General features: G+C 61.2%; 11 protein-coding genes and 1 pseudogene. 6 read left to right on the top strand and 6 right to left on the bottom strand.

The genetic code is table 11. The features are described 5' to 3' along the window. Entirely contained in the window at positions 1–546 is a 546-nt protein-coding gene (locus tag ACSQ3F_RS18395) for a TetR family transcriptional regulator (RefSeq protein WP_436101550.1), read from the bottom strand. A 117-nt stretch (positions 547–663) separates the two neighbouring features. Between ACSQ3F_RS18395 and ACSQ3F_RS18390 the strand changes: the two genes are divergently transcribed. Then, on the top strand, positions 664–1,683 hold the full coding sequence (locus tag ACSQ3F_RS18390; RefSeq protein WP_436101549.1) for an SDR family oxidoreductase: 1,020 nt from the start codon (positions 664–666) through the stop codon (positions 1,681–1,683). A 3-nt stretch (positions 1,684–1,686) separates the two neighbouring features. Here the strand turns inward: ACSQ3F_RS18390 and ACSQ3F_RS18385 are convergent, their stop codons facing one another. Beyond that, complete coding sequence (locus tag ACSQ3F_RS18385) at positions 1,687–2,133, bottom strand: hypothetical protein (protein ID WP_436101548.1); 447 nt, start codon at positions 2,131–2,133, stop codon at positions 1,687–1,689. A gap of 249 nt (positions 2,134–2,382) precedes the next feature. Between ACSQ3F_RS18385 and ACSQ3F_RS18380 the strand changes: the two are divergent. Further along, a pseudogene (locus tag ACSQ3F_RS18380) lies at positions 2,383–2,842 on the top strand (GNAT family N-acetyltransferase). 379 nt (positions 2,843–3,221) lie between these two features. Here the strand turns inward: ACSQ3F_RS18380 and ACSQ3F_RS18375 are convergent. The 3 genes from ACSQ3F_RS18375 to ACSQ3F_RS18365 all read right to left on the bottom strand — a co-directional run bounded on the left by ACSQ3F_RS18375 (position 3,222) and on the right by ACSQ3F_RS18365 (position 6,479). Further along, positions 3,222–3,599 carry a nuclear transport factor 2 family protein gene (locus ACSQ3F_RS18375; protein WP_436101547.1) on the bottom strand — a complete coding sequence of 126 codons (378 nt, stop codon included), beginning with the start codon at positions 3,597–3,599 and terminating at the stop codon, positions 3,222–3,224. Continuing rightward, positions 3,538–4,740: an ISAzo13 family transposase gene (locus ACSQ3F_RS18370; RefSeq protein ID WP_436098414.1), complete on the bottom strand. Its 1,203-nt coding sequence runs from the start codon at positions 4,738–4,740 to the stop codon at positions 3,538–3,540. The genes ACSQ3F_RS18375 and ACSQ3F_RS18370 overlap by 62 nt, the downstream gene beginning before the upstream one ends. Positions 4,741–4,937: 197 nt before the next feature. After that, a complete protein-coding gene (locus ACSQ3F_RS18365; protein ID WP_436101546.1) occupies positions 4,938–6,479 on the bottom strand; it encodes an MFS transporter in 1,542 nt (513 codons plus the stop codon). 109 nt (positions 6,480–6,588) lie between these two features. Between ACSQ3F_RS18365 and ACSQ3F_RS18360 the strand changes: the two genes are divergently transcribed. Further along, positions 6,589–7,200, top strand: a complete 612-nt coding sequence (locus ACSQ3F_RS18360; RefSeq protein WP_436101545.1) for a TetR/AcrR family transcriptional regulator — start codon at positions 6,589–6,591, stop codon at positions 7,198–7,200. Positions 7,201–7,346: 146 nt separating this feature from the next. Here ACSQ3F_RS18360 and parE read toward each other — a convergent pair whose 3' ends face one another. Beyond that, the gene (gene parE, locus ACSQ3F_RS18355; RefSeq protein ID WP_436101544.1) at positions 7,347–9,422 is read right to left on the bottom strand and encodes a DNA topoisomerase IV subunit B; all 2,076 of its coding nucleotides are present in this window, start codon (positions 9,420–9,422) and stop codon (positions 7,347–7,349) included. 243 nt (positions 9,423–9,665) lie between these two features. Here parE and ACSQ3F_RS18350 point away from each other — a divergent pair, with 243 nt between their 5' ends. The 3 genes from ACSQ3F_RS18350 to ACSQ3F_RS18340 all read left to right on the top strand — a co-directional run bounded on the left by ACSQ3F_RS18350 (position 9,666) and on the right by ACSQ3F_RS18340 (position 13,441). Further along, the gene (locus tag ACSQ3F_RS18350; RefSeq protein WP_436101543.1) at positions 9,666–10,550 is read left to right on the top strand and encodes an alpha/beta fold hydrolase; all 885 of its coding nucleotides are present in this window, start codon (positions 9,666–9,668) and stop codon (positions 10,548–10,550) included. 129 nt (positions 10,551–10,679) lie between these two features. Then, positions 10,680–12,122 (top strand): UbiA family prenyltransferase, encoded by a 1,443-nt coding sequence (locus ACSQ3F_RS18345; protein WP_436101542.1) that lies wholly within the window; start codon positions 10,680–10,682, stop codon positions 12,120–12,122. Next, on the top strand, positions 12,119–13,441 hold the full coding sequence (locus tag ACSQ3F_RS18340; protein ID WP_436101541.1) for an FAD-binding protein: 1,323 nt from the start codon (positions 12,119–12,121) through the stop codon (positions 13,439–13,441). Before ACSQ3F_RS18345 ends, ACSQ3F_RS18340 begins: the two co-directional genes overlap by 4 nt. Position 13,442 lies beyond the last annotated feature (1 nt).

Genomic DNA, 13,442 nt, shown 5'->3' with positions numbered 1-13,442 from the left:
TCAGACGTGGGTTGCGGCGCCGAGCAGTCGCATCAGCGCGGAGAGGCGCTCATCGAGCCTGTCCAAGCCATTCGGCGCCTTCTTGATGCCGTCCAGGCAGACGTAGAGAAGATCGGTCAGAGTTGCCGCGGAAAGCCCGGTGGCCGACAGCGAGATTTCACCGCCGGAAACCGCTTCCGTCACGGCGTTTTCCATCAGCGAACGCAGACGGGCGGACGTCGCCGCCGTCGTATCGCCCGCCAGCGCCATATTGGCCTCGAACAGTTCCTGCCCGTGCGTGCTGGCCCTCACCGGACCGAACAGGACCATCGTGAAATCCATCAGAGCCGCCTCCAGCCGGGCAAGGAAGGGGTTGTCCGAGGCGAAGGCAGCCTCCGCCGCCTTCAATGCCTCTCCGTGATGCCATTGCATCAGCGACCGGAACAGATCGTCTTTATTTCGGAAGTGCAGGTAGAGCGCGGCGCGCGACATCATCGCGGCATCGGCAATATCCTGCATCGATGCCTTCTTGAAGCCATAGCGGGTAAAGACATCCGCCGCGGCCATGACTATGTGTTGCTTCCTATCATCCATCCTGCTGAGTTGACACTTTGGACTAAAAATGTCAATATGACAAAATAGACAAGAAATGTCACAATGACAGTTCCAACAGGAGATCAGGCAATGCACACAGAAAACGGGCTGGTCGTCGTTACCGGCATTGGCGGTTTCCTCGGAACGCACGTCGCGGTGCGATTGCTGCGCGCCGGCTACGATGTTCGCGGCACGTTGCGCTCGCTGAAACGAGCAAATTCAATCGAGACGGCGATCCGCTCTGCAGATGGCGCCACTGCCGGCGAGCTGTCCTTCGTCGAGGCCGATTTGCTGTCCGACAATGGTTGGGAAACGGCGTTTTCCGGGGCGATCGGCGTGATCCACACGGCGTCACCATTCCCCTCGATCGTGCCCAGGGACGAAAACGAGCTCATTCGGCCCGCCCGTGAGGGAACGCTGCGTGTATTGCGGAACGTGAAGAAAGCGGGCATCCGCCGCGTTGTCCTGACGTCGTCAATCGCGGCGATCAACTATGGTTCGGGGAGGGCTCCATTTACCGAATCCGACTGGACCGATGTCGATGGCTCGCTGGCCACGCCTTATTACAAGTCCAAGACCCTCGCGGAGCGTGCCGCATGGGATTTTGCCGGTAAAAATGATCTTGAACTCGTGGTGATCAATCCAGGCATGATTCTCGGACCCATTCTCGGAAAGGATTCGGCGACTTCGGTTGGCGTCGTGAAAAACCTGTTGAAAGGTCGCTATCCGGCCGTGCCCGATTTCAGCATGTCGGTGGTCGACGTGCGCGATGTTGCCGAGGCGCATGTCCTTGCGTTGACCGTGCCGGAGGCGGCGGGCGAACGCTTCATCGCCGGGGGCGAGGCCTTGTCGGTGAAGGATATTGCCGGCGTGCTGAAACGCGACTTCCCCGCCTATGCGCGCAAACTGCCGAAATTCGTATTGCCCAATTGGCTGGCCGGCCTTGCCGCGCGCTTCGATCCGGGTCTCAAGATGATCATCCGCGAGCTGGGCCGCGATGCGCGCGTCTCCAACGAAAAGGCCAGGCGGGTTCTCGGCTGGAAACCGCGACCGGAAGAGGACGCCATTCGTGCCAGCGCCGAAAGCCTGATTGCCGCCGGACTTGTGTAATCGCTATTTCGTGAACTTTCGCGCCACCCAGGAATAGCCGTCTTCGACATAGTGGACCGGTTTGGTCACGGCGTCGCGCAGCTTGGACGTATCGGGAAGGGCACCCGTGACCAGCGCCAGCGTGCGACGCGGCAGGCTCGGCTGCTGCTGTTCAGCAACGGGCGGCGTTGGGACTGGGTCCGGCGTCACGGGATGTGTCTGATCAAGCTCTGTCTGAACTGCGGGCAAAGGGGCGGGATCCTGCACCTTCGCCATCTGTTTGTCCGATGTCTCGCAGACGGCGACGATCACCGGGTAGTTGCTGTTGGAAAATTTCGGCAGTTGCTTCTGCGATTCGGCGTCGCATATCGCAACCGTCTCCCAGGTGCCGTTCACCGTCGATACGTAGTGGCATTGGCTGACGCTGTCATCGCAGCCGAGGATTGTCATGACGATCAGGGCAGGAACCATCGCGAATATGTCTCCAGTTCGATTTCGGCATCAGCCGTCAGGGGCTCGATTCGTGTTTCGCTGACGTAGCGGTCCGTTTGCCCCGGAAGTAAGGCAGGCCGCAAAAATCTTCGAAACAAATTGTTTCTGTTCGTTTCGACGGGTGAGCGGCGGTTGCCGCTATTCGAAAATTGCCGTCTGTTCCGTGGTGCAAACTGCTCATAGTATCGACGCCGCTGAGTGAATCGATCTGTGAAGGAATACCGCCAAGTGACCGTCGTCACTGCAAAAGAACCGCCCCGCCAGCCGGGTGTGGTAAGTCTGCTTGAACAATCCGACGCCTATGCGCAATCGCTTTATCCGGCGGAAAGCAATCATCTGGTCGACGTATCGGCACTGGAAAAACCGTCAGTGGCTTTCTTCGTGGCGCGGCATGAGGGCGAGATCGTCGGCTGCTGCGCGCTGGTGGATGCGGGGCGACGGCAGCGCCGAGATCAAGCGCATGTTCGTCGATCCGAAAGCGCGCGGCCTGAAGATCGGCCGCAAGCTCTTGGAGACGATCGAGAGCCATGGCCGAGGGGCGGGTCTGTCGGCCATCCGGCTCGAAACAGGTATCTATCAGCCCGAAGCCATCAGCCTCTACAGGACCGCCGGCTATGTTGATATCGGTCCGTTCGGTGCCTATCAACCGGATCCGCTCAGCCTGTTCATGGAAAAGACGATTGGCTGACGCAGAGTCAGTCGAACATCAAAAAATGGTTTCCGCTCCGTAAGTTGAAGCGGGAAGCTGAATCAATTCGACAGCCTGTTGAATCAAGCTGTCAAGCGAGCCTAGTGGTGAAAGCCTGACGCTTGGTACCCGACGCCTAGGGCAGCTCAGGGTGGAGAGCGGGAGTCCAACGGGAAATCCGTGAGCGTCTGCATCGCAGAGTGAAGCCGCCGACTGCCTGAGCGCCTCAGTGTGGTTGTCGATAAACAAAGTGACGACCTCGACAGCGTTCGTCGATAATGTCCGTTCCCGCCTATACGAGCGGTAGCAGCATCTTCTTTGAGGCAAAAGGCGGAGGCAACCTGATGCGGTCGCCGTCGCCTGTATGGTTTTTCCGGCACTAGTCGAGCTTGATGGGAATCGAATGATGCTCGTGCGTCACTTTCCATTCGCCGTCGGTACGCCGCAGGCCGAGCGTGAGGCGGCAATGGGCGTCGCCACCGCCGATCGTGAGTAGCCCATGGGCGTAGGCGACATCGTCACTGGCAACAATCTGAACGTCACTGAGCCTGAAGCGGTCAGACCCCGCCGCGTTGTGATCGAAGAAAAGCTTCCATGTCTCCTTATAGGCCTCGATCCCTGTTACCTGGATCGGCTCAGGCACGTCGTACATGACGATATCGTCTGTTCGGTTAGGACAGTTCGCGGAATAACCGCTACGTGTTTCTTGGGGTGATGGTGTAGTTCCACTCTGGATGGAAGGCGTCGCCTTTGACATGGAGGCCTGCCATCTGGGCATCGGAGACCTTGACGCCTTTGTGGTAGGTGCGGGTGTCGAGGGCGCATTCGACCTTGAGGCCGGTCTTTGTCGTGGTGGCACCGATCAGTTCGACCACGGCCAGGCGGCTTTCGAGCGGGCGGCCGCGCCAGTTCTGGGTAATGTGGCAGAACAGGCGGTGTTCGATCTTGTTCCACTTGGAGGTGCCGGGCGGATAATGGTGGACGTGAAGGACCAAGTCGGTCTCGTCGGCCAGTTTCTGCAATTCCAACTTCCATAGCCTGACGCGCGCGCCGTTTGAGCCGCCGCAGTCGGCCGTGACGGTCAGTTCACTTGCCTTGGGATAGCGCTCTCGTCCCATGCGATCGAGCCAGCACCGGATCGACTGGACGGCGAACTCGGCCGTATCGGCGGTAATGCCCAAGCTGACGAAGCCCGCGTTCGCCGTCACGTCGTAGATGCCGTAAGGCACCACCTTGCCCAGTTCCTTGTCCTCGAAGTCATGCACCTTGACGCGGATCGGCGTGCCTTTCGGGCGATAGTCGCTGCCGACATTCTTGTAGTTGCCCACCAGTTCCTTTTTCTTGGTATCGACCGAGATGACCGGTTGGCCCTTGGCTTGGGCCGCAATCACCTTCGTGTTGATGTGCTCGAACTGGGCGTTGCGATCGGGATGGTGCGAGCCTTCGTCCGCCTTGCGGTTGCGCTGACGCGAAAAGCCCAGCTTCACCAACTCCTTGGCCACCGTGTCGGCGCTGATCGGGTGGCCCATCGCCGTCAGCGTGTCGGCGAGTTTATCCATACTCTTCGACACCCAGAGCAAGGGCCGCTCGGGATCGCCCAGCGTGGCCGGCTCCACCAGTCGCTTCAACTGCGCAACAAGCCCAGGATCAAGCGCGCTCACCGCCTTGCGCCCGCCGCCAGCACGCCGAACCTGACCCAGCCCCAGAGGCATGGCATCCAGGTCGTCCTGTCCGCGATTGATCGTCGACCGCGCCAACCCGGTGATCCGCGAGACTGCCGCAAGCCCGCCCCATCCCGCCGTGCTCGCCTCGGCCGCCGCGAACATCCGACGCCCGCGTTCATCGAGCTTGCGCCCCACTGTCTCCCAGCGGTATCTGATGCCATCCTCGTCGATCATGCCATCGACATACGTCTATCTGATCCGGCCGGGAATCCCCCGCACATGAGTCAATCAGACGCACCCTCGACAAATGACGATTCAGTTATTGTTCGGAGCGTCCTTAGCCAGAACGCGGCCGATGTCGCCCTTGCAGATGGCGTCGGTCCAGTCGTCGATCAGGGCACGAATTGCCAGTTCATTGCGCTCATTGGTCATCAGACTTCTCCTTGGTTTTGAATTGCCGGGCACAGGGCACCGCGGCGTAGGTTGGTCCGGGCAAAAAAGATCGCGGTGGACAGCAGGACGCAGAATCCTGCGGCCGAGGCGAACACCAAGCCCTGCTCGAAAGATTGCTGCGCCGACGCAAGCAGGACCGAACCGGAAGGGCTCGGCAGAGCGTTGGCGACGTCGACGGCCGCGCCGAGCGTGTCGCGCACGGCCGCGGCACTGTCCTGGCTCAAGCCGTCGGGTATGGCGACCGCAGTCCGGTAGACGGCTACGCCCACGCTGCCGAGCACCGCAACGCCGAACGAACCGCCGAGATCAGCGCCGGTCTCGGAGATGGCTGATGCCGCGCCGGCCTTCTCCGGCGGTGCCGCCGAGAGGATCAGATCGGTACCCAGCGTCACGATGGTCGCGACGCCAAGCCCCAGAATGATCATGCCTGAAATGATGGCTACCAGTCCGAAGCTGGAGGTGAATGCAGCCATGATCGCGAATCCGGTGGCGACCAGAAGAAGAGCGAGCGTGACGACTGTCGCTGGCGCAATCCGCTGTACCAGCACAGGCGCGCCCAAGCACCCGACGACGCACGCAATTGCCGGCGGAATGGTCCACAGCCCCGCCGTCATGGGTGACATACCGATGACGAGCTGGAGATACTGCGCGATCAGAAGGGATGCGCCGACCCAGGCAAACAGAGCCATCATATTCGCACCAAGCGCGGCGGTAAACGCGCCGTTCCTGAACAGGCCGAGATCGACCAGCGGAGCGGTCAGACGGCCCTGACGGCGGATGAAAGCCCAGCCCACGACCCCACCGAGCACGAATGCGGCAGCCGCAGTGATCGTGACGCCGGTCTCGGCGAGATGCTTCACGCCGTAGGCGATCGCCAGCAACGCGGTCACCGACATGGCGACGCTCAGGATATCAACGGCATGCCCGTCATCTTCACGGACCTCGGGCAGGAAGATCGGGCCGAGTACGACCAGCGCGGCCATCACGGGAACGCCCAAGAGAAAGACGGAGCCCCACCAGAAATGCTGAAGCAGCAGACCGCCGACAAGCGGGCCGAGCACGCCGCCGAGCGTAAAGCAGGTCGTCCAGATACCAATGGCGATGCTGCGCTCCTTGGGCGAGTGGAACAGGTTGCGGATCATTGCCAGGGTCGAGGGCAGCAGGGTCGCACCGGCAATGCCCAGGATCGCGCGGGCGGCAATCAGCATGGTGGCACTGGTCGAAAAGGCTGCCAGGATCGAGGCAAGGCCGAAGAAGACCGAGCCGATCAGAAGCAGGCGGCGACGGCCGATGCGGTCGCCTATGGCGCCCATGGGAATGAGTGCGCCAGCAATCAGAAAGCCATAGACGTCGGAAATCCACAGGAGTTCCGCGCCGCTCGGTTGGAGCGCGGCACTCAGCGACGGCGTCGCCAGATAGAGAATCGTCATGTCCATCGACACAAGCAGAGTGGGAAGCGCCAGAACGGCGAAGCCGAGCCATTCTCTGCGGCCGGCCGGAGGGTGAGTTGTCGGTTGCATTTTCCGCTCTCCTCTCAACGTCGGGACCCGCGCTGCGCGGGAGTGGCTTGATTATTAGAACGATCCCTATAATATTAAGCACAACAGACGTGTCAAGGATTTTATAGCGATGGTTCTAAAAATTCCCAGGGGACGGCCGAGACAGTTCGACGAGAGCACGGCGCTGGATACGGCGCTGCGCCTGTTCTGGCGCCACGGATATGAAGGGACGCCGATTTCCACACTGGCGCAGGCGATGGGGCTGACGGTGGCCAGCGTCTACAACGCCTTCGGCAACAAGGAGAGCTTGTTCATGAAGGCCGTCGAGCATTACGACCGCTACAGCGAAAGCCTCTATAAAGAGGCTTTCGCCAAGACATCCGCCCGCGAGGTGGCGCGGGGCATTCTGATGGGCGAGGTCGATCTCGTCTCAGGCGAGGGCACGCCGGAGGGCTGTCTGATGGTTCAGGGGGCGCTCGCAACCAGTCCGGAATCAGAGGCAGTCCAGCAAGCAATGGCGAAACTTAGGCGGCAGGCGGAAGCCGATGTCGCCGCGCGGTTCAAGCAATTCCAGGAGGCTGGTCAGTTGCCATCGGGCTGGAACGCGAAAGCGTTGGCGGGCCACGTGATCACTGTCGCGACTGGCATGGCCGTGCAGGCCAAGAGCGGTGCGTCGCGGCAGGAGTTGATCGATGTTGCTGACATGGCCATGAAGATTTGGCCGGAAGAACGAGAGGGGTAACGTGCCGGGAGAGCTTGCATGGAACGCGAGCAAATCTGAATGACGGTAATCAGCACGAAACTGTCCTTGAACTTGGCCTCGCTAAGGACGGCATTGGGTCGGATCTTGCCGGTCATCGCGGGGTACCAAGCGTCAGGCTTTGACCACTAGATGTCCAGGTTTTCCGCAAAGACCGCGCGTTCCTGGATGAAGCGGAAGCGGGCGTCCGCCTTGGTGCCCATCAGATTGTCGACGGCTTCGCGGGTGCCTTCGAAATCGATCTCGTCGATGGCAACCTTCAGCAGCGTGCGCTTGGCCGGGTCCATGGTGGTTTCCTTGAGCTGCGCCGGCATCATCTCGCCGAGACCCTTGAAGCGGCCGATCTCGACCTTGCCGCGGCCATTGAACTCCGTTTCCATCAGCTCCACCCGATGGGCGTCATCACGGGCATAGAGCGTCTTTGCGCCTTGCGTGATCCGGTAGAGCGGCGGTACGGCGAGATACAGGTGCCCGCCACGGATCAGTTCCGGCATTTCCTGATAGAAGAAGGTGATCAGCAGCGATGCGATGTGAGCGCCGTCGACATCCGCGTCGGTCATGACGATGACGCGCTCGTAGCGCAGGTCTTCTTCGCGGTATTTGCCGCGCGTGCCGCAACCGAGCGCCTGCACGAGATCGCCGATCTGCTGGTTGGCACCGAGTTTTTCGCGGCCGGCGCTGGCAACGTTGAGGATCTTGCCGCGCAGGGGCAGGATCGCCTGGTTGGCGCGGTTGCGCGCCTGCTTGGCCGAGCCGCCGGCCGAATCCCCTTCGACGATGAAGAGTTCGGCACCATCGGCCGAATTCTGCGAGCAATCGGCAAGCTTGCCGGGCAGGCGAAGCTTGCGCACGGCGGTCTTGCGGCTGACCTCCTTTTCCTTGCGGCGGCGCAGCCGCTCGTCGGCGCGCTCGATCACCCATTCGAGCAGCTTGGCTGCTTCCTGCGGGTTGTCGGCGAGGAAATGATCGAACGGGTCGCGGAGCGCGTTCTCGACGATGCGCTGCGCTTCGCCAGTCGCCAGCTTGTCCTTGGTCTGGCCGACGAATTCCGGCTCGCGGATGAAGACTGACAGCATGCCCGCCGCCGAAATCATGACGTCTTCCGTCGTGATGATTGCTGCCCGCTTGTTCTGCGTCAGCTCGGCATAGGCCTTGAGCCCTTTGGTCAGCGCGATGCGGAAACCGGCTTCATGCGTGCCGCCTTCCGGCGTCGGGATCGTGTTGCAATAGGAATGCACGACGCTGTCGCCGCCGTACCAGGTGACGGCCCATTCCAGCGCCCCGTGGCCGCCGTTCTTCTCGGTCTTGCCCGCAAAGATTTCCCGGGTGACGGTGAATTCCTTGCCCATCGTCGCCTGAAGATAATCCTTCAGACCGCCGGGGAAGTGGAAGACCGCCTTTTCCGGCGTCTCCGTGCCTTCGATCAGCGAGGGATCGCAGGACCAGCGAATTTCGACGCCGCCGAACAGATAGGCCTTGGAGCGGGCCATGCGAAACAGCCGCGCCGGGTCGAACTTGGCATGGGCGCCAAAGATCTCCGGGTCCGGATGGAAGCGTACCTTGGTGCCGCGCCGGTTCTGGATATCGCCGAGCTCCTCCAGCCCGCCCTGCGGAATGCCGCGGGAAAAGCGCTGGCGGTAGAGTTTGCGGTTGCGGGCGACCTCGACTTCGAGAATGTCCGACAGCGCGTTGACGACGGAGACGCCGACGCCGTGAAGACCGCCGGAGGTCTCATAGACCTTGCTGTCGAACTTGCCGCCCGCGTGCAGCACCGTCATGATCACTTCGAGTGTCGACTTGCCGGGAAATTTCGGGTGGTTCTCGACCGGAATGCCGCGGCCGTTGTCGGTGACCGAGAGGCAGCCCTCCGCATCGAGATAGACGTCGATGAAATTCGCGTGTCCCGCCACCGCTTCGTCCATCGAGTTGTCGATGACTTCGGCGAACAGATGATGCAGCGCCTTTTCGTCCGTGCCGCCGATAAACATGCCGGGACGGCGGCGCACCGGCTCCAGACCTTCGAGCACTTCGATGGCTGAAGCGTTATAGTCACCATTGTCGGCCTTGAGGGCAGGCGTTGCATTGGTGCGCTGTTCTGCAGCCGGCTGGACGACAACAGGCGTAACCGGCTTCGGCACGACGGGCTCCGTTGCACGCTTGGGCACCTCGGGGAATGCTGAAAAGAGATCGTTGCTGTCGGTCATAATCTGTTCAGAGGTCTTTCCGTGGTGGCGACTTTTCGCACGATCAAGGTTGCGGATGAAACCGCCGTGAATGTCTGCGCGAATCGCCGGAATTCTGCCAGACTCTTGGCGTCAGAGCGACTGACCTCGCCATATCGTTCGGCCGGATGCCCGCAAATACACCGATCGCGCCTTCAATAGCGTCAACTGTTGCGTTGCGGAAGGCCCGATGGCAAGGCTTGGACCAAAAGAGGAACATCCCGAATGCACCTGTCCACAGCTCATTTGATTTTTCGCGGCCTTCTCGCCTGCGCCGCGATGGCGGCATTGTCTTTTCCAGCTGCGGCCGGACAGCTGAAGCCGTTCAAGGACGAGCTGTTTTCCTATGGCACGGTCCTCGAAACAGCAGATGGCGGCGATTATCGTGTCGTCGACTATCAGGAGATGCGCGACATCAACGGCCGCGACCAGGTTCCGGAGCGCCGGGCAAAGCGCGCTTATGTTTCGCTGGGCGTGAAGAGCGAACAGGCAAACGAGACGATCGACACGGCAGGGCGGCCTCTCGATGTTACCCGTGTTGGGCGGGAGCGCGGCGCGGCGTTCTCCGTGATCTTCATTCATGGCCGGGGAGGCGACCGGCGCCTGGGGGCCAACGACTGGTCCTTCGGTGGCAATTTCAACCGGCTGAAGAACCTCGCCGTCGAAAACGGCGGTGTCTACTATGCGCCGAGTGTCCGCTCTTTCGACGACAACGGCGTAGCCGATATTGCCGGACTGATCGCCTATGCGCAGCAGCAATCTCCAGGGGGGCCGGTGGTCCTCGCCTGCGCCTCGATGGGCAGCTTCATCTGCTGGGGCATCTCGCGCAATCCGCAGGCGGTAGCGGCTCTTGACGGCATGATGATCATGGGCGGTCCCACCGACCAGACGTTCATGAAGAGTGCCGCCTACAAAAAGAAACTCCCGATGTTCTTCAGCCATGGCAGCGCCGACAGCGTCTACGCCGCAGCCGATCAGGTCGCGCTCTACCGGTCGCTGAAAGCGGCGAACTATCCGAGCCGCTTCGTCCTGTTCCAGACCGGATCGCATGGAACGCCGGTTCGCATGACCGACTGGCGCGATGCGCTGAACTGGATCGGACTTGATTGAATTCTCTTATTTATATCGGGGAATCGTTAACCACCACAGGAGTTTGATACTCGGGAAGCGTGCACTGTTTGCTTTTCTTAAAGCTGATCATGGGACTGTCCCCGGCACGTATTCTCGGGGTTTGATCTTATGGATGCTCGCACTGAAACACGACACATTCCGCTGTGCGTCGATCTGGACGGCACGTTGCTTGCCGCCGACACGCTCTGGGAGGGCGTGGCGATCGTTCTTTTGCGCAATCCGCTGATGCTGTTTGCTGTTCTGTACTGGATGTCCAAGGGTAAGGCGCGGCTGAAACATGAAGTCGCAGCCCGCTCCGGACGCCAGGCAGCGGACTGGCCCTATCGCCAGGCGGTTCTCAAGCGCCTGGAGCGCGAGCGCGAAACCGGCCGGCAGGTCGTCCTCGTCACCGGTGCGGCGGAAAGCGTCGCACTCGGGGTCGCAGCCCATGCGGGCGTCTTTTCGTCCGTTCTCCACAGTTCCCCGGAAATCAACCTCACCAGTCGCCGCAAACGCGAAAAGCTGATCGAACAGTTCGGCGAGGGCGGCTTCGACTATATGGGCAACAGCCGCGACGACGTTCCGGTGTTCGACGCAGCCCGCAAGGCGATCATCGTGGCACCGGATGCAGCGGCTGAAAAATGGCGCCGTGCGCATGATGCCGAGCGCCTCGATATCGGCAAGACCAGCCGTGTCGCGGCGCTGAAATCGATCCGTATGCATCAATGGGCGAAAAACGTCCTGATCGGAGTGCCGATGGTGCTCAATCACGACATTCTGCACCTCGATGCGGTGATCAACGTGATCCTCGCCTTCTTCGCCTTCAGTTTTCTCGCCTCCGCCGTCTATGTGATCAACGATCTCTCCGACCTTACAAACGACCGGCGCCACCCAACGAAGCGCAACAGGCCGCTGGCGAGCGGCCAGATGTCCGTGCCGATGGGGTTGACGATCACGCTCTGCCTTCTCGTCGCGTCTCTATCGCTGACTGCTGTGCTACCCGACGATTTCGCGCTCGTCCTCGGTTTCTACGCAATCGCGACGACCGCCTACACATTCGTGCTGAAGCGCAAGCTGCTGGTAGACGTCTTTACCCTGGCCGGTCTCTATACGGTGCGCATCGTCGCCGGTTCCGCGGCCACCGGCACGGTGCTATCCTTCTGGCTCCTGTCCTTCTCGGTCTTCTTCTTCCTCAGCCTGGCGCTGGTGAAGCGCTATGTCGAACTCGACGAATATGATGGACGCGACGGCAACCAGGTTCCCGGACGCGGCTATGTGGCCGTCGATTTCGAGATGGTCGGGCAGGCAGGGGTCGCATCCGCCTTTACCTCTGCTCTGGTGCTTGCGCTTTACATTCACAGCAAGGAGATGCAGGACATGTACACGCTGCCCTGGGCGCTGTGGCCGCTCTGCCCGCTGGTGCTCTACATGCTCTTGAGGATCTGGATGCTCGCCCGCCGCCGCATGCTGCACGAGGATCCGGTCGTGTTCATCATGCGCGACTGGCGCAGCCTTGTGACGATGGCGATGGGCGCCATGCTCATTCTCGCAGGCACGCTGGGCCCGCAATGACCGACGGTGCATTCGACAGCTGGGGGCGGATCGACTGCCGTCCGCGTCAAAGCGTATCGCCGGATGTCTACGAGAACCTGCGATACGAGGCGCCGCCCGGCGCCTTCCTGCCTTTCGGCAATGGCCGGTCCTACGGTGACAGTTGCCACAATGACCAGGGCGCCCTGATCGACAGCCGCATGCGCAGCCGCATCCTCGGCTTCGATCAGGGGACGGGAATTGTCTCGTGCGACGCGGGCGTCACGCTGCACGCCATCCTTGAACAGGCGATCCCGCACCGCTTCTTCCTGCCGGTGACGCCTGGAACCGCCGCTGTGACGGTGGCCGGCGCGGTTGCCAACGACGTTCACGGCAAGAATCACCACGCGCGCGGCACGTTCGGCAGGCATGTCCTGCGCTTGACGCTGCTGCGTTCGACCGGAGAACTGCTGACCTGCTCGGCAACGGAAAATCCCGAGCTGTTTCGTGCCACCATCGGCGGCATGGGCCTGACCGGGCTGATCCTGTCGGTCGATCTGCAATTGATGAAAGTGCCGTCGCCCCATATCCAGCAGCACACGATCCGCTTCGACCGCCTCGGGGACTATTTCGGCATGGTCGAGCAGGTGGATGGCGAGCATGAATATTCGGTGGCCTGGATCGACCAGCTGGCAACGGGCAAACGCGCGGGCAGGGGCGTGCTGCTGGCCGGCGACCACGCGGATGCATCCTGCGAATTTCCCGACATGCCGCGCTCCGCGAAACTCTCGGTGCCGTTTTCGCCGCCGTTCAATCTGTTGAACCGCGTGACGCTGAAGGCCTTCAACGAATTCTACTTCCGCAAGGAAAAACGCGTCGAAACGGTTACGACCGTAAAATGGCCCGGCTATTTCCATCCGCTGGACGCCATCGGCCAATGGAACCTGCTCTATGGGCCGAAAGGCCTCTACCAGCACCAGAGCGTCTATCCGGCGGACAATGCGGTGGAGATCACCGCCCGGCTCATGGAAACGGCGCGCCAGGCTGGCCATGCCTCATTCCTCACCGTTCTGAAGAAGTTCGGCGAGCAACGATCGCCGGGGCTTTTTTCCTTTCCGCGGCCCGGTTTTACGCTGACGCTGGATTTCGCCAATCAGGGTGAACAGACCCTTAAGCTTCTCGACAGGCTCGATGCCATCGTCATCGAGGCCGGCGGTGCCATCAATCCCTACAAGGATGCCCGGATGAGCCCGCAAACCTTTGATTCCTCGTTCCCGCAGTGGCGTGAGCTGGAAAAAATGCGCGATCCGGCGATGGTCTCGAATTTCTGGAAGAGAACCGCTTTGGCTTTGCCGAAATGAG

The organism is Pararhizobium sp. LjRoot238 (assembly GCF_964252955.1).
In the GTDB taxonomy this organism is placed as follows: domain Bacteria; phylum Pseudomonadota; class Alphaproteobacteria; order Rhizobiales; family Rhizobiaceae; genus Pararhizobium.
Note: the sequence above shows the minus strand (reverse complement) of the source record. Positions and strands in the feature narration are given on the sequence as shown.

Bases quoted from the DNA above. Each gene is read 5' to 3' on its own strand.
- parE (WP_436101544.1), bottom strand. From the start codon at position 9,422: ATGACCGACAGCAACGATCTCTTTTCAGCATTCCCCGAGGTGCCCAAG.
- ACSQ3F_RS18345 (WP_436101542.1), top strand. From the start codon at position 10,680: ATGGATGCTCGCACTGAAACACGACACATTCCGCTGTGCGTCGATCTG.
- ACSQ3F_RS18395 (WP_436101550.1), bottom strand. From the start codon at position 546: ATGGCCGCGGCGGATGTCTTTACCCGCTATGGCTTCAAGAAGGCATCG.
- ACSQ3F_RS18375 (WP_436101547.1), bottom strand. From the start codon at position 3,599: ATGTCAAAGGCGACGCCTTCCATCCAGAGTGGAACTACACCATCACCC.
- ACSQ3F_RS18365 (WP_436101546.1), bottom strand. From the start codon at position 6,479: ATGCAACCGACAACTCACCCTCCGGCCGGCCGCAGAGAATGGCTCGGC.
- ACSQ3F_RS18340 (WP_436101541.1), top strand. From the start codon at position 12,119: ATGACCGACGGTGCATTCGACAGCTGGGGGCGGATCGACTGCCGTCCG.
- ACSQ3F_RS18390 (WP_436101549.1), top strand. From the start codon at position 664: ATGCACACAGAAAACGGGCTGGTCGTCGTTACCGGCATTGGCGGTTTC.
- ACSQ3F_RS18385 (WP_436101548.1), bottom strand. From the start codon at position 2,133: ATGGTTCCTGCCCTGATCGTCATGACAATCCTCGGCTGCGATGACAGC.
- ACSQ3F_RS18360 (WP_436101545.1), top strand. From the start codon at position 6,589: ATGGTTCTAAAAATTCCCAGGGGACGGCCGAGACAGTTCGACGAGAGC.
- ACSQ3F_RS18350 (WP_436101543.1), top strand. From the start codon at position 9,666: ATGCACCTGTCCACAGCTCATTTGATTTTTCGCGGCCTTCTCGCCTGC.
- ACSQ3F_RS18370 (WP_436098414.1), bottom strand. From the start codon at position 4,740: ATGATCGACGAGGATGGCATCAGATACCGCTGGGAGACAGTGGGGCGC.